We start from the raw sequence: 18047 nt of genomic DNA, 5'->3' as shown, positions 1-18047 counted from the left end.
AATATGGTCGGGGTAGGGGGATTCGAACTCCCGACATCCTGCTCCCAAAGCAGGCGCGCTACCGGACTGCGCTATACCCCGGTTTGAAATTGGCTCCGTGACCAGGACTCGAACCTGGGACCCAATGATTAACAGTCATTTGCTCTACCGACTGAGCTATCACGGAACTACATATTTCAAAGTTACTGCTGTGTTGCTTCCTCTTCGACCCTGTCCGTATCGCTACGTTAGCGTCTCTGAGGCGCGCTATTCTACAATCTTAAAAACCCCTGTCAACCCTTTAAATTGCTTTTAAGACAATGATTTGCGCTTCTTTCTGATTTCTTCTTGGGGAGAAGAAACCCGTGGGCTGACGTTGCTGCGGGGCGCACTTTACAAGCCTTTGCCTTACAGTTCAACGCCCTATCGAAAAAAAAGGCCCCGCGATGCGGGGCCTTCTCTGTTTACGCCAAGCGCAGGGCTTAATGGAAGACGATTTCGTCGTCTTTCACCGTCGCCGTGACGCGAGTGCCAGGCATAAAGCTGCCCGACAGGATCAACTGCGCCAGTGGGTTCTCGATCCAGCGCTGGATCGCACGTTTAAGTGGCCGTGCGCCATACACTGGGTCGTAACCGACCGCGATCAGCTTGTCCAACGCTTCGCCGCTCAGCTCCAGGTCCAGCTCGCGCTCAGCCAGGCGGCTACGCAGGCGGCCCAACTGGATCTCGGTGATGCCCGCGATCTGATCCCGCGCCAGAGGCTCGAAGATCACCACTTCATCGACCCGGTTGATGAATTCCGGACGGAAGTGCGTGGTCAACGCGTCCATCACCGCCGCACGCTGGGCTTCACGATCACCCACCAATTCCTGGATCTGCGCCGAGCCCAGGTTGGAGGTCATCACGATCACCGTATTACGGAAGTCCACCGTACGCCCGTGGCTGTCCGTCAAGCGACCATCCTCCAGCACCTGCAGCAAGATGTTGAACACATCCGGGTGCGCCTTCTCGACCTCATCCAGCAGGATCACCGAGTAAGGCTTACGCCGCACGGCTTCGGTCAGATAACCGCCCTCTTCGTAACCCACATAGCCTGGTGGTGCACCGATCAGGCGAGCCACCGAGTGTTTCTCCATGAATTCGGACATATCGATCCGCACCATGGCCTCTTCCGTATCAAAGAGGAACTCGGCCAGGGCCTTGCACAACTCGGTCTTACCTACACCGGTCGGGCCGAGGAACATGAACGAGCCGCTTGGACGGTTCGGGTCGGACAAACCCGCCCGCGAACGCCGTACGGCGTTGGACACCGCCACCACCGCCTCTTCCTGGCCGATGACGCGCTGATGCAGCAGGCTTTCCATCTTCAACAGCTTGTCGCGCTCGCCTTCGAGCATCTTCGACACGGGAATACCGGTCCACTTGGAGACCACTTCGGCAATTTCTTCCTCGGTCACCTTGCTGCGCAGCAACTGGTTTTCAGGTTTGCCGTGCTGGTCGACCATCTGCAGGCTGCGTTCCAGGTCCGGGATCACCCCGTACTGCAACTCGGCCATGCGGTTCAGGTCGCCTTTGCGGCGCGCGGCTTCCAGTTCCTGGCGGGACTGCTCGATTTTTTGCTGGATCTGCGCCGAACCCTGTACTTCGGCTTTTTCCGAGGTCCAGATTTCTTCGAGGTCCGAATACTCACGTTCCAGGCGGACAATTTCTTCCTGGAGTTTTTCCAGGCGTTTCTTGGCCGCTTCGTCTTCTTCTTTCTTCAGCGCCTGGGATTCGACTTTCAGTTGAATCAGGCGCCGATCCAGACGATCCAGCACTTCCGGCTTGGAGTCGATCTCCATACGGATACGGCTGGCCGCTTCGTCGATCAGGTCGATCGCCTTGTCCGGCAACTGACGATCGGTGATATAGCGATGGCTCAATTTGGCCGCCGCAATGATCGCACCGTCGGTGATCGCCACTTTATGGTGGACCTCATAGCGCTCTTTCAGGCCACGCAGGATCGCGATGGTGTCTTCTTCGCTCGGCTCTTCCACCAGGACTTTCTGGAAGCGACGCTCAAGCGCTGCGTCCTTTTCGATGTACTGACGGTATTCGTTGAGCGTGGTCGCACCGACGCAATGCAACTCACCCCGTGCCAAGGCGGGCTTGAGCATGTTGCCGGCGTCCATGGAGCCTTCGCCCTTACCGGCGCCGACCATGGTGTGCAATTCGTCGATAAACAGAATGATCTGCCCTTCCTGCTTCGACAATTCGTTAAGCAAGGATTTGAGGCGCTCTTCGAATTCACCCCGGAACTTGGCACCGGCGATCAACGAGCCCATGTCCAGAGACAGCAGGCGCTTGCCTTTGAGGCCGTCTGGTACCTCGCCATTAATGATGCGCTGGGCCAGGCCCTCGGCAATCGCGGTTTTACCCACGCCAGGTTCACCGATCAACACCGGGTTATTCTTGGTGCGACGTTGCAACACCTGAATGGTGCGACGAATTTCATCGTCACGGCCGATCACCGGGTCCAGCTTACCCTCTTCGGCACGCTTGGTCAGGTCGACGGTGTATTTGTCCAGGGCCTGGCGCGACTCCTCATGGTTAGGGTCGTTCACCGCCTCGCCGCCACGCAGGTTGTTGATGGCGTTTTCCAGGGCTTTCTTGCTCACGCCCTGGCCCAGCAACAATTTGCCGAGCTTGCTGTTGTCGTCCATGGCGGCGAGCAGCACCAGTTCGCTGGAGATGAACTGGTCACCTTTCTGCTGGGCCAGACGGTCTGCCTGGTTGAGCAGGCGCGCCAAGTCCTGGGACATGTTTACGTCGCCGGTGGGATTCTGGATTTTCGGCAGCTGGTCGAGCTCTTTACTCAACTCCTTGCGCAGGCTGTTAACGTCAAAGCCCACCTGCATCAGCAAGGGCTTGATAGAACCACCTTGCTGTTCCAGGAGTGCCTGCATCAAGTGCGCAGGTTCGATGGCCGGGTGGTCGAGGCCCACTGCCAAAGATTGAGAGTCGGACAATGCCAACTGTAATTTGCTGGTTAAACGATCAATACGCATTAGTCACCTTCCTTTTGAGCAGGCCGGAGCTATGAACAAACACATCCTGAATGAAGAAACCTGCCAGATACCCTTATAGATGGGGTGGATTCTGGGCGTTTCAAGCGGCGGACGGTTGATACAGGTCAGGACAGTCTAGCGTTCAAGCCAGATAAGGGAGGCGAATCGGCCCGTGCGCGGGCTGCGGCGATAAGAAAAGAAACGCGGGTCGGTCACAGTGCACAAACCGCCACCATACACAGCGCTAACACCGCGAGCGGCCAGACGCAGACGCGCCAGCTGGTAGATGTCGGCCATGTACTTGCCAGGGTTGCGGCTGGGAACAAAGGCTTCAGCGGTGGCCGGCAGTTGCTGCATGAACACTTCACGCACTTCCGGGCCGACCTCAAAGGCTTGTGGGCCAATGGCAGGGCCGAGCCAGACCATAACGTCTTCGGGTGCGCTATCCAGGCTCTCGAAAGCGGCCTCCAGCACCCCAGCTGCCAAGCCACGCCAACCGGCATGGGCTGCGGCAACCCGGGTGCCCGCCCGATTACAGAACAGCGCAGGCAGGCAATCGGCGGTCATGGACGTGCAGGCGATACCAGGGGTACTGGTCCAACTGCCGTCAGCCTCGACAGTACGGCCCGGATCGGCCTCAACCACCTGAGTACCGTGGACTTGGCGCAACCAGGCAGGCTGGATATCGAAGGCGTCACTCAGGCGACGGCGATTTTCAAGGACGGCCTCAAGGCTGTCCTCGACATGATCGCCCAGGTTGAGGCTGTCGAACGGCGCCAGACTGACGCCGCCCGCGCGGGTGGTGACGCAGGCTTTTACCCGAGCCGGCGCGGGCCAGTCAGGTATCAGCCAGTCACTCATCCGACAAACGCCTCGCGATCCTGCTTGAGCAGCGACAACAGCCAGACCAGATCGTCTGGCAGTGGCGATTCCCAGCTCATGCGCTTACCGCTCGTCGGATGATCCAGTTCCAGGAAACGTGCATGCAGTGCCTGGCGCGGGAACGTCTTGAGCGACTCAACCATGGTCTGGCTGGCCGCCGGCGGAATACGGAAGCGGCCACCGTAGGCCGGGTCGCCGACCAACGGGAAGTTGATGTGCGCCATGTGCACGCGAATCTGGTGGGTACGCCCGGTTTCCAGCTTGACCCGCACATGGGTGTGGGAGCGGAAACGCTCCAGAACACGGTAGTGGCTGACGGCTTGCTTGCCGCCCTCCATCACCGCCATACGCTGGCGCTGCTGGCCGTGACGACCAATGGGTGCGTTGATCTTGCCACCGGCCACAACAACGCCGATCACAATGCACTCATAGATGCGGCTGACGCTACGGCTCTGCAATTGCGTAACCAGTTGCGTCTGCGCCTGAATGGTCTTGGCTACCACCATAAGGCCGGTGGTGTCCTTGTCCAGACGGTGCACGATGCCGCAGCGCGGCACATTGATGATGTCCGGCACATGGTGCAACAGGGCATTGAGCAAGGTGCCATCAGCGTGCCCGGCGGCCGGGTGAACCACCAGGCCTGCGGGTTTGTTGATGACCAGGATGTCGTCGTCTTCATAGACGATATCCAGCTCGATGTCCTGGGCGACCCATTCTCCCTGGGCTTCCTGCTCGGCAGTCAGCTCAAGAATCGCACCGCCATGGACTATGTCTCGCGGGCGGATAACCGCTCCATCCACAGTCAGGCGGCCGTCTTTTATCCAGGCGGAAAGGCGCGAGCGCGAGTGCTCAGCGAATAATTGTGCGGCGACTTGATCGAGGCGTTGGCCGCCCAATTCGGACGGCACCTCTGCGCGAAGTTCAATTTTATCGGACATGCTCAGACTAGGCGTGGCGTAGCCTTTGGTTTCGGCTGCGCGCTTGTGGTTAAATACGGCGTCTTTTGCCCCGAGGCTTTCAACGGGGCGCTCATCATAACAGGACGGCCCCGCCCAAGACAGCGGCCGTCATAGGGACGCAAGCCGCCATGCAAGTGAAACACCTGCTGCTGATCGCCATCCTCGCCATGACTGCTGCTTGCTCGTCAACAAAGGACGTCGTCGACGAAAACCTGAGCGAAGTCGAGCTGTACCAGCAAGCTCAGACAGACTTGGACAATAATAGCTTCACCAGCGCCACAGCGAAGCTGAAGGCATTGGAGTCGCGTTACCCGTTCGGCCGCTATGCCGACCAGGCCCAGCTTGAGCTGATCTACGCCAACTACAAGAACGCCGAGCCGGAAGCTGCCAAGTCCGCTGCCGAGCGTTTCATCCGCCTGCACCCGCAGCACCCGAACGTGGACTACGCCTACTATATGAAGGGCCTGACCTCGTTCGATCAGGATGTTGGCCTGCTGGCGCGCTTCCTGCCGCTGGACATGACCAAGCGTGACCCGGGTGCTGCCCGCGACTCCTATAACGAGTTCGCCCAGCTGACCAGCCGCTACCCCAACAGCCGCTACGCGCCGGACGCCAAGCAGCGCATGATCTACCTGCGCAACCTGCTGGCTTCGTACGAGATCCACGTGGCCCACTACTACCTGACCCGTCAGGCATATGTGGCCGCCGCCAACCGTGGCCGCTACGTGGTGGAAAACTTCCAGGAAACCCCATCCGTGGGTGACGGCCTGGCCGTGATGACCGAGGCTTACCAGCGTCTGCACCTGGACACCCTGGCGACTACCAGCCTGGAAACCCTGAAGCTCAACTATCCTGACCACCCGAGCCTGAAAGACGGCCAGTTCGTGCCTCAGGTTGCCGAAGCGGACAACCGTTCGTGGCTGAGCAAGTACACCCTGGGCTTGATCGAGTCCCGTCCACCACTGCCGCCGGGTGAAACTCGCGCCAACCAGGACGTGATCAAGATGTACCAGGACGCCAAGGACGCTATTCCTTCGGATCTCAAGCCGCACGACGAGAACGGTGACGTGATCGAAGAAGAAGAGCCGCAAGCACTGGGCAACAACCAGGACCGCTCGTGGTTCAGCTACATGACCTTCGGTGTGTTCGACTGATTGTTCGACGCAACGCAAAAGGGAGCTCTTAAGGAGCTCCCTTTTTTATGAGCGAGTATTTATTGCCCTGTGCGCCCGGGATCACCTTGGCTAAACTGGCGCATTCCTTGTCGAGAAACTGCCCATCATGCTTCGTCTACTGTTCTGGATTGCTGTCATTGCTGCCGCGGTATGGTTCTGGCGCAAATTCAAAAACCCTGCCGCCCGTCAGCAGCGGCCTGCTGAGCCGGATGCGGCCCTGATGGTGCGTTGCGCCCACTGTGGCGTGCACCTGCCGCAGGACCGCGCACTGAGCTCACGCCAGCAATGGTACTGCACCCAGGCACACCTGGAACAAGGGCCAAAGTCTATCCAGCGTTGAGGCGCCCTGCGGGGGCGTAAGGCGCTGGATCGATGATCGGAGCCCGCGTCAGCAGCAAGTCGGTGAACAACTGGCAAGAGGCTGGTGCGAGTACCAGACCATTGCGGTAATGCCCGCAATTGAGCCACAACCCCTTGAAGCCAGGGACCTCACCGATAAACGGTATACCTTCGGGTGAGCCAGGCCGCAAACCGGCCCAATGCCCGACTACCTCGGCATCCGCCAAGGCGGGAATCAATTCCACCGCAGACGCCTTGAGGCTTTCCAACGCGGTGTCGGTTGGCGTCTTGTCGAATCCTTCATGCTCCAACGTGCTGCCGATCAGGATGTGCCCATCGCGCCGCGGGATCGCATAACGCCCCTTGGCCAGGACCATGCTGGATAAAAAGTCGGACGCGCATTTGTACAGGATCATTTGGCCTTTGACCGGCTCCACGGGTAGCCCCAAGCCCAGCGTACCCAACAATTGTCCGCTCCAGGCGCCGGCCGCGAGCACCACCTGATCCCCCAAAACCTGGCCCGTAGCGGTATTCACACCCACCACCCTGCCGTCGCCGAGCACAAAACCCGACACATCGCATTGCTCGCAAATCGTCACGTTCGGCAACGCCAGCAGGGCCGCCTTCAGTGATTTGACCAGGCGCGGGTTGCGTACGTTGGCCACATCGGCCATGTAGATCGCCTGGGAATAGCCGCCCCCCAGCACCGGTACCGCGTCATGGGCCGCCGATACGTCCACCTTGCTCAACGGTCGCCCTTCACGCGCAGCCCAGGCCAGTGCTTGCGCTTCGTCATCCAGGTCGAGCCAATACAACCCCGTGGTATGTACCTCTGGATCGACGCCGGTCGCAGCAAACAGCCGTTGCGCCAGTTCTGGGTAAAAATCCTGGGACCAATGGGCCAAGGCCGTGACCGCCTGGCTATAACGCCACGGGTACAACGGCGAGACAATCCCGCCGCCCGCCCAGGAAGACTCCTGCCCAAGCCCACCGCGCTCCAGCAGTGTGACCGCCTGGCCCTCACTGGCGAGGTTGTACGCCGTCAACAGCCCGATTACTCCGCCGCCGACAATCACCACTTGCTGTTGCTTAGCCATCATTTGATCCAGCCGATAAACAGGGAAAGGCGCGCCCGGCGCCCACGCTTCAAGTACGCTCATCCTTGCCCCCAGCAGACCTTGGGCGACATTTCAGGCCCTGCTCCCGGGTTGCCGCGCATACCGGTGCTGGTCAAGCTGAAGGCTGCGCATGCGTCGTTCGCCATGACCGAGTCCGCAGCGGGAGTGGCGAGCAGGTCAAAATCCTGAGGGTTGAGGACGGCACTGATTCTATAATGATCATTGCCCGCGCTGACGTCGCCTGCATCAATAAAAGTGCCATTCCTCGTATAAGAACGCTCCAGGTGCTGGGCCTGTTCGCTCAACAACGCGACGATCTGCGCCCGATACACCTTCTTCACCTGGCCGAGATACCCGGGATACGCAATCCCGGCCAGCAACGCGATGATCGCCACGACGATCAGTAACTCAATCAGGGTAAAACCCTGGCTCTCCTTGCCCATCCGATTGCTCCTTATTGAAGTTGCCGCCATAAGACCCGTCGAAACTTGACGCGGCCGCCCTCCTCCACCCGTGCATAGACCGTCTCCAGCACCGTGCGCGTTTGCCCCGCGAGCCCGACCGAGGTGACTCGGAAAAGCGAGGCCTGGGAACGGGGCGGCAAATAAGCCAGCCCTTCACCCTCTCCGAGGGATTGAATGCCATAAAACCCATTCTTCAAGGCAAGCCAGGTGACCGCCGAAGCAGGATTCGTCCCGGCCGCAGTCAGGGAAAAAGCTTCAGCAGGCGGCGCACAGCGGATGATCGAGTGGCATACAGGCATCCCCAGGCCACTCCTCTGAACGGCCGACTCCCCCAACCTCAGGCCGCTTTCGGCAGTTTGAAACGATTGATTGCCATGCCACAGGCTGCTCGCGACTTTTTGCTGGGAGACCGCAGCCTGTATCGAAGACAGCCCCACCTGGGACAGCACCAACAGGAACACCAGACTGATCAGCAGCACCATCCCGGCCTGCCGTACACGAATGCCTCCATGCATAGTCATTGCCCCTACCCCAGCCGATTCCGCAGTGCCGCCACGACACTGTAGGTCTGGTCCTTCACCCGGCCGGCGGGGTCTTGAAGTGTCATGAAGATGCGCACGCTACGTATCAGCGACTCATCGGCCGGATGGCTGTCATAGCGCACCACGACCGTTGATGCCGAGGTGGTCGCCATGCCGAAGCTGACGTCGAATGCCCGCACGTTATCCATCAATACCGCCCTGGCGGGTGCTGCCGGGGTACTGATCTTCAACTGGCCCGACTCGTAGGTGTAGGTCAGTTGACGTATGCCAAAGCGAAGCTGGCCGGGCTCGGCAACGGGTGGTGTGCCGGCATAAGCCCGGGCCGCCTCCTTGCAGTCGGAGAGTACTGTCCAGTCAGGCTTACCGACACCATCGCCGATATTCGCGGTCACCAGCGTCAGTGACTTCGTACTCCCCGCCGCTTCCCAGCTTATCGGCCGATCAAAGGCAGCCGGAGCATTATCGATAGCGGCCACGGCCAAACACCCCAGCATGCCTGCCTGGCGAATATCCTGGGTGATCTTGCTCAGCACAAACCGGGCATCATCCTGCAGCACCATGGCGGCCTGCTGGCTGGCATGGGTCAACCGCGCACTGACCAGTATCTGGCTCGCTCCAAGTATCAAAACCAACCCGACGGCGAGCGCCAGCAGCACTTCCACCAGGCTGAAACCTCGCACAACACGCTTCATTGCGACACTCCTTGTTCATTGCTGATACGACTGGTCAGGGTGAAGGTTTCCCGCGCCCCTGGGCGGTTTGCTGCCCGGGCATCTGCCCAACTGATGCTGATGGTGACCTCGTGCCCATTCACCACCACTGAACCTTTCGCATCCTCCCCGGCAAAACCCATGATATTGGCTTCGAAATCGTGCAGGTCCAGGTCACGCACGCTAGCGGTGGCGGTGTTGGGTGGCGCCAGCTCCGCCCTGCCCCATGTGTAATCGGCGCCAGCATTGGTGCGAATGCGGTCGAGCATGTCGTAGGCAATAAAGCTCGCTTGGCTGGTCATCCTGGCGCTGTTGGTGTACTTGAGCGCGTTGAGTTGCAGTACCGCAGCGCCCATCAGGCCGATCGCCAATATCAACAGCGCTACCAGCACTTCGACCAGCGTCATGCCGGACTGGCGCAAGTGCGCAACGCGCAGGAAAAATCGGTTGTGGCAGGCTGGCATTTGCGTCGTCATCCGCGTCGAAGGCCGGTGAAAAAAGCAGGCAAAGCCTGCTGTGCGACCCAAGCCTAGCGTCGGTTTTAGAGCCGCGCTGCTCCCGGAACAAAGGGAAATACTTTGGACATAAAGGCCATCATCCAGCGCCAAGGACCAAGCGCTATACCTAGACAACCCACTCGTGCCCAAGGAGGGAACGCACATGAAACAACAAGGATTCACCCTGATTGAAATGTTGCTCGGGCTGATCGTCACCAGTTTTCTAGCGCAACTGGCCGTACCCGGTTTCAAGGGTTTGCTTGAATCGCAGCAACGACAAAACGCGGCCCAAGCACTCGCCTCCGGGTTGCGCTACGCACGCACCGAGGCCATCGCGCGCAACCGGGCGGTGGTCATTCATGCAAAGGACGAGGACTGGAGCCTGGGATGGCGCGTGATACTGGATGTAAGTGGGCGCGGCCACCTGGATGACGACAATCCAATATTGCTGGAGCGTGAAAGCAATGGGCGCGTGCCGGTCGCCGGTAATGGCCCGGTGACAAGCCAGGTGCGCTTCAGCGGCTTGGGAGAGCCGGTGTTCGCCGGCGGGGGATTTCGTGCCGGCACCGTGCATGTGTGTGACAAGGACCAGGCACAGAGCCTGTATCAGATCGTACTGGCCCCCAGCGGGCGCGTCAGCCTGCGCAGTGACAAGACCGAGCAGGCATTATGCCGAGGCTATTCCAGCACCCTGGCCGTCAGAGCAGCGAGCGGACCCGCAGTTCCTTGGGCATCGAGAACGTGATGTTCTCTTCACGACCCGCCAGCTCATCGGCGCCGGTGGCACCCCAGGCTTGCAACTGTTGGATCACGCCGCGCACCAGTACTTCCGGAGCGGAGGCGCCCGCCGTGATGCCGATACGCTCGACACCGTCGAACCAGCTGCGCTGCATGTCTTCGGCGCCGTCGATCAGGTACGCCGGTGTGGCCATGCGCTCGGCCAGCTCGCGCAGGCGGTTGGAGTTGGAACTGTTAGGGCTGCCGACCACCAGCACTACATCGCATTCGTCCGCCAGTTGCTTGACCGCATCCTGGCGGTTTTGCGTGGCGTAGCAGATGTCATCCTTGCGGGGGCCGCCAATAGCAGGAAACCGCGTGCGCAGGGCGTCGATGACGCGGCTGGTATCGTCCATGGACAAGGTGGTCTGGGTGACGAAAGCCAGGCGATCAGGGTTGTGCACCTGCAGGTTGGCAACGTCTTTTTCGTCTTCCACCAGGTAGATGGCGCCGCCGTTGCTGGCATCGTACTGGCCCATGGTGCCTTCGACTTCCGGGTGACCGGCATGGCCGATCAGGATGCATTCGCGGCCGTCGCGGCTATAACGCGCTACCTCGATGTGCACCTTGGTCACCAGCGGGCAGGTGGCATCGAACACTTTAAGGCCACGGCCGGCCGCTTCGGTACGCACGGCCTGGGACACGCCATGGGCACTGAAGATGACGATAACGTCGTCGGGTACCTGGTCGAGCTCTTCGACAAAGATCGCACCGCGTGCGCGCAGGTCTTCGACCACGAACTTGTTATGGACGACTTCGTGGCGCACATAAATCGGCGGCCCGAAGACTTCCAAAGCGCGGTTGACGATTTCGATCGCCCGGTCCACGCCAGCGCAGAAGCCACGGGGGTTGGCGAGTTTGATTTGCATGCTGTGCCTCGTGCCTTGCAGGCCAAGAAATTGGATCAACTCAGCTCTATAGAATAAGCCTCTGTGGGAGCGGGCTTGCCCGCGATGCAAACGACTCGATGTATCAGGTACACCGAGGTGATGCTATCGCAGGCAAGCCAGCTCCCACACAAGCCAGCCCCACAGGAACCGGTTTCGTCAGTTAGAGCGCTTTAACGTCGATGATTTCAACATCAAACGTCAAGGTTTTACCGGCCAACGGATGGTTGAAGTCGATGGTCACTTGCGCATCATCGAACGCTTTAACCACTCCGGGCAATTCGGTATTCGCCGCATCATTGAAGATCACCAGCAAGCCTTCCGACAGGTCCATGCCTTCAAACTGCGAACGCGGGATGATCTGCACGTTTTGCGGGTTGGGCTGGCCGAAGGCGTTTTCCGGCAGGATCTGCAGGTTGCGCTTGTCGCCCGCCTTGAACCCGAACAATGCCGCTTCAAAACCAGGCAGCAGGTTACCGTCGCCAACCTTGAAGGTCGCCGGGGCTTTGTCGAAGGTGCTGTCGACCGTGTCGCCATTTTCCAGGCGCAATGCAAAATGCAAAGTGACTTCCGTGTTCTGGCCGATGCGTTGCTCAGCCAATACCTGATCAGTCATTGACGGTTTCTCCGGTTTTCTTGCTCTTGAACATATCCAGCGCCAGCATGATTGCACCAACGGTAATGGCGCTGTCGGCAAAGTTGAACGCCGGGAAGTAGTGGCGGTTCTGCCAATGCACCAGGATGAAGTCGATCACATGGCCCAGGGCGATGCGGTCATACAGATTACCCAGCGCGCCGCCCAACACCAGGGCCAGCGCGATGGCCAGCCAGGTGTCGTCGCGGCCCAGGCGCTTTAGCCACACCACCAGCACGGCGCTGACCACCACGGCGATCACCGCGAACAGCCAGCGCTGCCAGCCACCGCCGTCAGCCAGGAAGCTGAAGGCGGCGCCGGTGTTGTAGGCCAGGGTCCAACTGAAGTAATCCGGGATCACCACGATTTGCTGGAACATTTCCAGGGAGCCCTCGAAGTGAGCCTTGCTGACCTGGTCGATGACCAGTACCAGCAGGCTCAGTACGAGCCAGCCCAGACGTCCGAAACGACTGGCTGCATTAGGCATAGTGGCGAACCTCGCCTTCACCGCTGATGTTGTCGACACAACGACCACAGATTTCAGGGTGCTCAGGGTTCACACCCACATCTTCACGGCAGTGCCAGCAACGGGCGCATTTAGGGAAGGCCGACTTCACCACTTTGAGCTTCAGGCCCGGCACCTCGGTGACCACGGCATCTGCCGGGGCCTGGGCGAAAGGTGCCAGGCTCGCGGTGGAGGTGATCAGCACGAAGCGCAGTTCGTTGCTCAGCTTGGCCAGGTCGGCGGTCAGGCCATCCTCGGCAAACAGGGTGACTTCGGCTTGCAGGTTGCCACCCACGGCCTTGGCCGCACGTTGGACTTCCAGCTCCTTGTTCACCGCAACCTTGACGGCCATGACGCCTGCCCAGTACTCGCGGCCCAGTTCGAAGTCGGCCGGCAGTTCGGTCAAGCCTTCGTACCAGGTGTTGAGCATGACGGACTCGTTACGCTCGCCCGGCAGGTATTCCCACAGCTCGTCGGCGGTGAACGCCAGGATCGGTGCGATCCAGCGCACCAGCGCTTCGCTGATGTGGTACAGCGCGGTCTGCGCCGAACGGCGCGCCTTGCTGTTGGCGCCGGTGGTGTACTGGCGGTCCTTGATGATGTCGAGGTAGAAACCGCCCAGCTCCTGCACGCAGAAGTTGTGGATCTTGGAGTAGACGTTCCAGAAGCGGTATTCGCCGTAGTGCTCTTGCAGCTCACGCTGCAGCAACAGGGTACGGTCCACGGCCCAACGGTCCAGGGCGAGCATGTCCTCGGCCGGCAGCAGGTCGGTGGCCGGGTTGAAACCGGTCAGGTTCGACAGCAGGAAGCGTGCGGTATTGCGGATACGACGGTAGGCGTCGGCGCTGCGGGCCAGGATCTGGTCCGACACGGCGATTTCACCCGAGTAATCGGTGGAGGCCACCCACAGACGCATGATGTCGGCGCCCAAGGTGTCGTTGATCTTTTTCGGTTCGATCACGTTCTTCAGCGACTTGGACATCTTGCGGCCCGTCTCGTCGACGGTGAAACCGTGAGTCAGCAGCTCGCGGTACGGCGCGTGGTTGTCGATGGCGCAACCGGTCAGCAATGACGAGTGGAACCAGCCACGGTGTTGGTCCGAACCTTCCAGGTACAGGTCGGCGCGCGGGCCGGTCTCGTGACCCATCGGGTGCGAGCCACGCAGCACGTGCCAGTGAGTGGTGCCCGAATCGAACCACACGTCGAGGGTGTCGCTGATCTTGTCGTACAGCGGCGCTTCGTCGCCCAGCAGCTCGGCGGCGTCCAGCTTGAACCAGGCTTCGATGCCTTCTTGCTCAACGCGCTGAGCCACGACTTCCATCAACTCCACGGTGCGCGGGTGCAGTTCACCGCTTTCCTTGTTCAGGAAGAACGGGATCGGCACGCCCCAGTTACGTTGGCGGGAGATGCACCAGTCCGGACGGTTGGCGATCATCGAGTGCAGGCGCGCCTGGCCCCAGGCCGGGACGAACGTGGTGTCCTCGATGGCTTTGAGCGAACGTACACGCAGGGTGTCGCCGCTGGTCGGCTCTTTGTCCATGCCGATAAACCACTGCGCCGTAGCGCGGTAGATCAGCGGGGTCTTGTGACGCCAGCAATGCATGTAGCTGTGCTGGATGGTGGCGGTTTGCATCAACGCACCGACTTCACGCAGCTTTTCGATGATCGGTTGATCGGCCTTGAAGATGAACTGGCCACCGAAGAACTCGAGCGAAGGCACGTATACGCCGTTGCTCTGCACCGGGTTGATGATGTCATCGTTGACCATGCCGTACTTCTTGCAGATCACGAAGTCGTCCACACCATAGGCAGGCGAGCAGTGAACAATGCCAGTACCCGAACCCAGCTCGACGTAGTCAGCCAGGTACACCGGCGACAGACGTTCATAGAACGGGTGACGGAAGTTGATCAGCTCCAGCGCAGAACCGGTGGTGGTGGCGATCACCGAACCTTGCAGTTCGTAACGCGCCAGGCACGACTCGACCATTTCCTCGGCCAGCACCAGCAGGCGATCACCGACGTCCACCAAGGCGTAGGTGAATTCCGGGTGCACGTTCAGCGCCTGGTTGGCCGGGATGGTCCAGGGGGTGGTGGTCCAGATCACGATGGCGGCCGGCTTGGCCAGGCTTGCCAGGCCGAACGCCTGGGCCAGCTTGGCGTCGTCGGCGATCGGGAAGGCCACGTCGATGGTCGAGGACTTCTTGTCTTCGTACTCCACTTCCGCTTCGGCCAGGGCCGAACCGCAGTCGAAGCACCAGTTCACGGGCTTGAGGCCCTTGAACACGAAACCGCCCTTGACGATTTCGGCCAAGGCACGGATTTCACCGGCCTCGTTCTTGAAATTCATGGTCTTGTAGGGGTTGTCCCACTCGCCCAGCACACCCAGGCGGATGAATTCAGACTTCTGCCCTTCGATCTGTTCGGCGGCGTAGGCACGGCACAGTTCGCGGGTTTTATCCGCGCCCAGGTTCTTGCCGTAGGTCACTTCGACTTTGTGTTCGATCGGCAGGCCATGGCAGTCCCAGCCCGGGACATACGGCGCGTCGAAGCCCGACAGGGTCTTGGAGCGCAGGATCATGTCCTTGAGAATCTTGTTCAGCGCATGACCGATGTGAATCGTGCCGTTGGCATAAGGAGGGCCGTCGTGCAGGACGAATTTCGGACGATCCTTGCCAATTTCGCGCAACTTTCCGTACAGGCCAATACTGTCCCAGCGCTGCAGGATCTGCGGTTCGCGCTGTGGCAGGCCGGCCTTCATTGGGAAGGCGGTGTCCGGAAGGTTTAGCGTGGCTTTATAGTCGGTCATTTAAGGCTCTTCGGTTAGCGATGGGCGCTAGGTGCGGCTAGTGCACGGGCGGCGGCGACATCCGCATTGATCGCCGTTTTCAACGCCTCAAGGGAGGCGAAACGCTGCTCTTCACGCAGCTTCTGGTGGAAAACCACCGTCAAACGCCGGTCGTATAAATCACCGGCAAAATCCAAAAGGTGAACTTCCAGGTGGGCCTTGCCATCACCTGCAACCGTGGGCCTGACGCCTATATTGGCGACTCCTGGCCACGATTGGCCGTCGATGTCGACGCTCACCAGGTAAACCCCGGTCAGCGGCACACGGCGGCGCTTGAGTTGCACGTTGGCGGTTGGCGTGCCCAGTTGGCGCGCCAGCTTCTGGCCGTGCAGTACCCGCCCGGCAATGCGGAACGGGCGACCGAGCAAACGCTCGGCCAGGTCGAAGTCGGCGGCGGCCAGGGCGTTACGCACCTGGGTGCTGCTCACGCGCAGGCCGTCCAGTTCGACGGTTTGCGCGGCTTCGACAGTGAAACCCTGGTTGACGCCGGCATGCTGCAGGAAATCGAAATCCCCGACCCGGTCACAACCGAAATGGAAGTCGTCGCCGACCTCCAGGTGCTGCACGCCCAGGCCGTCCACCAGGATGCGGTCGACGAACTCGGCGGCGCTGAGGCTGCGCAAACGCTGGTTGAAAGCCAGGCAGAGGACACGGTCCACGCCCTCTTCCGCCAACAGCTGCAACTTGTCCCGCAAGCGCGCCAAGCGGGCCGGCGCCGTTTCCGGGGTAAAGAACTCCCGCGGTTGTGGTTCGAAAATCACCACGCAGCTGGGCACGCCCAACTCGACCGCACGCTCGCGCAACCGAGCCAGGATAGCCTGGTGGCCACGGTGAACACCGTCAAAGTTGCCAATAGTGGCGACGCAGCCCCGGTGCTCGGGGCGCAGGTTGTGGAGACCTCGAACCAGCTGCATAACGCGCTTCTTGCTCATAAAGTGGTCGATTATAACCACACCCAGCCCCGGACGACAGGCAACAGCGCAGGCCAAATGGGTCGAATCGATAAAACAACCGTTTTATCACGGCAAACTCGCTACCCCAGCGACTTGCGATTGAAATCGCGCAGGCGAAAACCCTGCAACAGCAACATGCCGAAGTACACCACCACGCCCGCTACTACCAATACACCCAGGCGCATGAAGCGCTCCAGCATATTGCCTTGGCCCCAGGCCGGCATGATGTGCATCAGGCCAAACAGCACAACCGACATCGCGGCGACCGCCACCAGCAGTTTGAACGCAAACACGCCCCAGCCTGGCTGTGGTTGGTACATCTGTTGTTTACGCAATTGGTAAAAAAGAAGGCCTGCGTTTATGCACGCACCCGCGCTGATCGCCAAGGCCAGGCCGGCGTGGGCCAGCGGGCCGATAAACACCAGGTTGAGCAATTGTGTAACGACCAGGGTGAAAATCGCGATTTTCACCGGGGTGCGGATGTTCTGCTGGGCGTAGAAGCCGGGCGCCAGCACTTTGATCACGATAATACCAAGCAGGCCCACGGAGTAGGCGACCAGCGCATGCTGGGTCATCAAGGCGTCATGGGCGTCGAACTGCCCGTATTGAAACAGCGAGACCGTCAACGGCTCGGCGAGGATGCCCAGGGCCAAGGCGCACGGCAACACCAGCAAAAAGCACAGGCGCAGGCCCCAATCGAGAATGCGTGAGTATTCCTGGCGGTCCTTGCTGGCGTAGGTACGCGCCAGGGTCGGCAGCAGGATGGTGCCCAACGCCACGCCCAGCACACCGGATGGCAATTCCATCAGGCGGTCGGCGTAGTACATCCACGACACCGAGCCGGACACCAGCAACGAGGCGAACGCGGTGTTGATGATCAGGGAAATCTGACTGACCGACACCCCGAGGATCGCCGGCAGCATGTTGCGCATCACGCGCCAGACGCCGGAATCCTTGAGGTTCAAGCGCGGCAGTACAAGCATGCCGATTTTTTTCAGGTGGGGCAGTTGGTACAGCAACTGCGCCAGGCCGCCGGCCAGGACCGCCCAGCCCAGGGCCATGACGGGTGGATCGAAATACGGCGTAAGGAACAGCGCAAACATAATCATGCTGACGTTCAGCAAGGTCGGCACAAAAGCCGGTACCGAGAAACGGTTCCAGGTATTGAGGATCGCCCCGGCGAGCGAAGACAGGGAAATCAGCAATATATAAGGAAAGGTCACCCGCAGCAGATCAGTAGTCAGCGCGAACTTTTCCGGCGTATTGGCAAAACCGGGCGCCGTGGCCCAGATCACCCAGGGCGCGGCGAGCATCCCGACGACGGTTACCAGCATCAGCACCAGCGTCAGCAAACCCGAGACGTAGGCGATGAACGTACGAGTTGCCTCCTCGCCATGCTGGGTCTTGTATTCGGCCAGAATCGGTACGAACGCCTGGGAAAATGCGCCCTCAGCGAAGATCCGCCGCAGCAGGTTGGGCAGTTTAAAGGCAATAAAGAACGCATCCGTGGCCATGCTGGCGCCAAAGATGCGTGCCAGCAGGGTGTCGCGCACAAACCCCAATACCCGGGAGATCATTGTGATAGAGCTGACGGCAGCCAACGATTTGAGCAGATTCATTGAAAGAGTTTGCGCCTATAGATAAAGAGCAGGCGAACTACGCGCCCACTTATGCGATACTGCGCGCCTGCAACAGCACAGAGCCAAAGCTCGCGAGTTTACAGGTCAAGCGCCG

17 protein-coding genes and 2 tRNA genes are annotated in these 18047 nt (G+C 60.2%); 3 read left to right on the top strand and 16 right to left on the bottom strand.

Translation table 11 applies throughout. The annotated features are described in order from the left end of the window. Positions 1–4: 4 nt before the first annotated feature. From E1K68_RS04735 to rluD, 5 genes are all read right to left on the bottom strand, one after another. Positions 5–81: transfer RNA gene (locus tag E1K68_RS04735), tRNA-Pro, on the bottom strand. 9 nt (positions 82–90) lie between these two features. Beyond that, a tRNA-Asn gene (locus E1K68_RS04730) sits at positions 91–166 on the bottom strand. Positions 167–461: 295 nt separating this feature from the next. Then, a complete protein-coding gene (gene clpB, locus E1K68_RS04725) occupies positions 462–3026 on the bottom strand; it encodes an ATP-dependent chaperone ClpB (RefSeq protein ID WP_003188426.1) in 2565 nt (854 codons plus the stop codon). Between the two features lie 135 nt (positions 3027–3161). Beyond that, positions 3162–3887: a peptidoglycan editing factor PgeF gene (pgeF, locus tag E1K68_RS04720; protein WP_003188424.1), complete on the bottom strand. Its 726-nt coding sequence runs from the start codon at positions 3885–3887 to the stop codon at positions 3162–3164. After that, complete coding sequence (gene rluD / locus E1K68_RS04715) at positions 3884–4846, bottom strand: 23S rRNA pseudouridine(1911/1915/1917) synthase RluD (RefSeq protein WP_003188422.1); 963 nt, start codon at positions 4844–4846, stop codon at positions 3884–3886. The genes pgeF and rluD overlap by 4 nt, the downstream gene beginning before the upstream one ends. 149 nt (positions 4847–4995) lie before the next feature. On the opposite strand from rluD, the gene E1K68_RS04710 reads away from it, so the two are divergent. Beyond that, positions 4996–6021: an outer membrane protein assembly factor BamD gene (locus E1K68_RS04710; RefSeq protein ID WP_003188421.1), complete on the top strand. Its 1026-nt coding sequence runs from the start codon at positions 4996–4998 to the stop codon at positions 6019–6021. A 127-nt stretch (positions 6022–6148) separates the two neighbouring features. Further along, complete coding sequence (locus E1K68_RS04705) at positions 6149–6382, top strand: PP0621 family protein (protein WP_032897621.1); 234 nt, start codon at positions 6149–6151, stop codon at positions 6380–6382. On the opposite strand, the gene thiO is transcribed toward E1K68_RS04705, so the two are convergent. Genes thiO through pilV form a run of 5 tightly spaced genes read right to left on the bottom strand, consistent with a single transcriptional unit; the run spans position 6369 to position 9679 of the window. Further along, positions 6369–7478: a glycine oxidase ThiO gene (gene thiO, locus E1K68_RS04700; RefSeq protein WP_212613837.1), complete on the bottom strand. Its 1110-nt coding sequence runs from the start codon at positions 7476–7478 to the stop codon at positions 6369–6371. The genes E1K68_RS04705 and thiO overlap by 14 nt on opposite strands. Positions 7479–7537: 59 nt before the next feature. Further along, entirely contained in the window at positions 7538–7942 is a 405-nt protein-coding gene (locus E1K68_RS04695) for a type IV pilin protein (protein ID WP_212613836.1), read from the bottom strand. Between the two features lie 11 nt (positions 7943–7953). After that, positions 7954–8484 (bottom strand): PilX N-terminal domain-containing pilus assembly protein, encoded by a 531-nt coding sequence (locus E1K68_RS04690; RefSeq protein ID WP_212613835.1) that lies wholly within the window; start codon positions 8482–8484, stop codon positions 7954–7956. Between the two features lie 5 nt (positions 8485–8489). After that, positions 8490–9197: a prepilin-type N-terminal cleavage/methylation domain-containing protein gene (locus E1K68_RS04685; protein WP_094774500.1), complete on the bottom strand. Its 708-nt coding sequence runs from the start codon at positions 9195–9197 to the stop codon at positions 8490–8492. Beyond that, positions 9194–9679 (bottom strand): type IV pilus modification protein PilV, encoded by a 486-nt coding sequence (gene pilV / locus E1K68_RS04680; protein WP_034134835.1) that lies wholly within the window; start codon positions 9677–9679, stop codon positions 9194–9196. The genes E1K68_RS04685 and pilV overlap by 4 nt, the downstream gene beginning before the upstream one ends. Before the next feature lie 196 nt (positions 9680–9875). On the opposite strand from pilV, the gene E1K68_RS04675 reads away from it, so the two are divergent. Then, on the top strand, positions 9876–10457 hold the full coding sequence (locus tag E1K68_RS04675) for a GspH/FimT family pseudopilin (RefSeq protein WP_137204008.1): 582 nt from the start codon (positions 9876–9878) through the stop codon (positions 10455–10457). Here the strand turns inward: E1K68_RS04675 and ispH are convergent. From ispH to murJ, 6 genes are all read right to left on the bottom strand, one after another. Beyond that, positions 10411–11358 carry a 4-hydroxy-3-methylbut-2-enyl diphosphate reductase gene (ispH, locus tag E1K68_RS04670; RefSeq protein WP_003188409.1) on the bottom strand — a complete coding sequence of 316 codons (948 nt, stop codon included), beginning with the start codon at positions 11356–11358 and terminating at the stop codon, positions 10411–10413. The two genes, E1K68_RS04675 and ispH, sit on opposite strands and share 47 nt — an antisense overlap. A 181-nt stretch (positions 11359–11539) precedes the next feature. After that, a complete protein-coding gene (locus tag E1K68_RS04665) occupies positions 11540–11977 on the bottom strand; it encodes a peptidylprolyl isomerase (RefSeq protein ID WP_169855857.1) in 438 nt (145 codons plus the stop codon). A 7-nt stretch (positions 11978–11984) separates the two neighbouring features. Beyond that, positions 11985–12497 carry a signal peptidase II gene (gene lspA, locus E1K68_RS04660; RefSeq protein ID WP_003188406.1) on the bottom strand — a complete coding sequence of 171 codons (513 nt, stop codon included), beginning with the start codon at positions 12495–12497 and terminating at the stop codon, positions 11985–11987. Next, positions 12490–15321 carry an isoleucine--tRNA ligase gene (gene ileS / locus E1K68_RS04655; RefSeq protein ID WP_003188405.1) on the bottom strand — a complete coding sequence of 944 codons (2832 nt, stop codon included), beginning with the start codon at positions 15319–15321 and terminating at the stop codon, positions 12490–12492. Before ileS ends, lspA begins: the two co-directional genes overlap by 8 nt. 14 nt (positions 15322–15335) lie before the next feature. Then, positions 15336–16274 (bottom strand): bifunctional riboflavin kinase/FAD synthetase, encoded by a 939-nt coding sequence (ribF, locus tag E1K68_RS04650; protein WP_003188404.1) that lies wholly within the window; start codon positions 16272–16274, stop codon positions 15336–15338. A 119-nt stretch (positions 16275–16393) separates the two neighbouring features. Next, a complete protein-coding gene (murJ, locus tag E1K68_RS04645; RefSeq protein WP_212613834.1) occupies positions 16394–17932 on the bottom strand; it encodes a murein biosynthesis integral membrane protein MurJ in 1539 nt (512 codons plus the stop codon). Positions 17933–18047: the final 115 nt, after the last annotated feature.

This window comes from Pseudomonas sp. B2021, from assembly GCF_018135665.1.
GTDB lineage: Bacteria > Pseudomonadota > Gammaproteobacteria > Pseudomonadales > Pseudomonadaceae > Aquipseudomonas > Aquipseudomonas lactis.
Note: the sequence above shows the minus strand (reverse complement) of the source record. Positions and strands in the feature narration are given on the sequence as shown.

What these genes read in the sequence shown, in the direction of transcription:
- clpB (WP_003188426.1), bottom strand. Translation starts at nt 3,026, where the DNA reads ATGCGTATTGATCGTTTAACCAGCAAATTACAGTTGGCATTGTCCGAC.
- pgeF (WP_003188424.1), bottom strand. Translation starts at nt 3,887, where the DNA reads ATGAGTGACTGGCTGATACCTGACTGGCCCGCGCCGGCTCGGGTAAAA.
- rluD (WP_003188422.1), bottom strand. Translation starts at nt 4,846, where the DNA reads ATGTCCGATAAAATTGAACTTCGCGCAGAGGTGCCGTCCGAATTGGGC.
- E1K68_RS04710 (WP_003188421.1), top strand. Translation starts at nt 4,996, where the DNA reads ATGCAAGTGAAACACCTGCTGCTGATCGCCATCCTCGCCATGACTGCT.
- E1K68_RS04705 (WP_032897621.1), top strand. Translation starts at nt 6,149, where the DNA reads ATGCTTCGTCTACTGTTCTGGATTGCTGTCATTGCTGCCGCGGTATGG.
- thiO (WP_212613837.1), bottom strand. Translation starts at nt 7,478, where the DNA reads ATGGCTAAGCAACAGCAAGTGGTGATTGTCGGCGGCGGAGTAATCGGG.
- E1K68_RS04695 (WP_212613836.1), bottom strand. Translation starts at nt 7,942, where the DNA reads ATGGGCAAGGAGAGCCAGGGTTTTACCCTGATTGAGTTACTGATCGTC.
- E1K68_RS04690 (WP_212613835.1), bottom strand. Translation starts at nt 8,484, where the DNA reads ATGACTATGCATGGAGGCATTCGTGTACGGCAGGCCGGGATGGTGCTG.
- E1K68_RS04685 (WP_094774500.1), bottom strand. Translation starts at nt 9,197, where the DNA reads ATGAAGCGTGTTGTGCGAGGTTTCAGCCTGGTGGAAGTGCTGCTGGCG.
- pilV (WP_034134835.1), bottom strand. Translation starts at nt 9,679, where the DNA reads ATGCCAGCCTGCCACAACCGATTTTTCCTGCGCGTTGCGCACTTGCGC.
- E1K68_RS04675 (WP_137204008.1), top strand. Translation starts at nt 9,876, where the DNA reads ATGAAACAACAAGGATTCACCCTGATTGAAATGTTGCTCGGGCTGATC.
- ispH (WP_003188409.1), bottom strand. Translation starts at nt 11,358, where the DNA reads ATGCAAATCAAACTCGCCAACCCCCGTGGCTTCTGCGCTGGCGTGGAC.
- lspA (WP_003188406.1), bottom strand. Translation starts at nt 12,497, where the DNA reads ATGCCTAATGCAGCCAGTCGTTTCGGACGTCTGGGCTGGCTCGTACTG.
- ileS (WP_003188405.1), bottom strand. Translation starts at nt 15,321, where the DNA reads ATGACCGACTATAAAGCCACGCTAAACCTTCCGGACACCGCCTTCCCA.
- ribF (WP_003188404.1), bottom strand. Translation starts at nt 16,274, where the DNA reads ATGCAGCTGGTTCGAGGTCTCCACAACCTGCGCCCCGAGCACCGGGGC.
- murJ (WP_212613834.1), bottom strand. Translation starts at nt 17,932, where the DNA reads ATGAATCTGCTCAAATCGTTGGCTGCCGTCAGCTCTATCACAATGATC.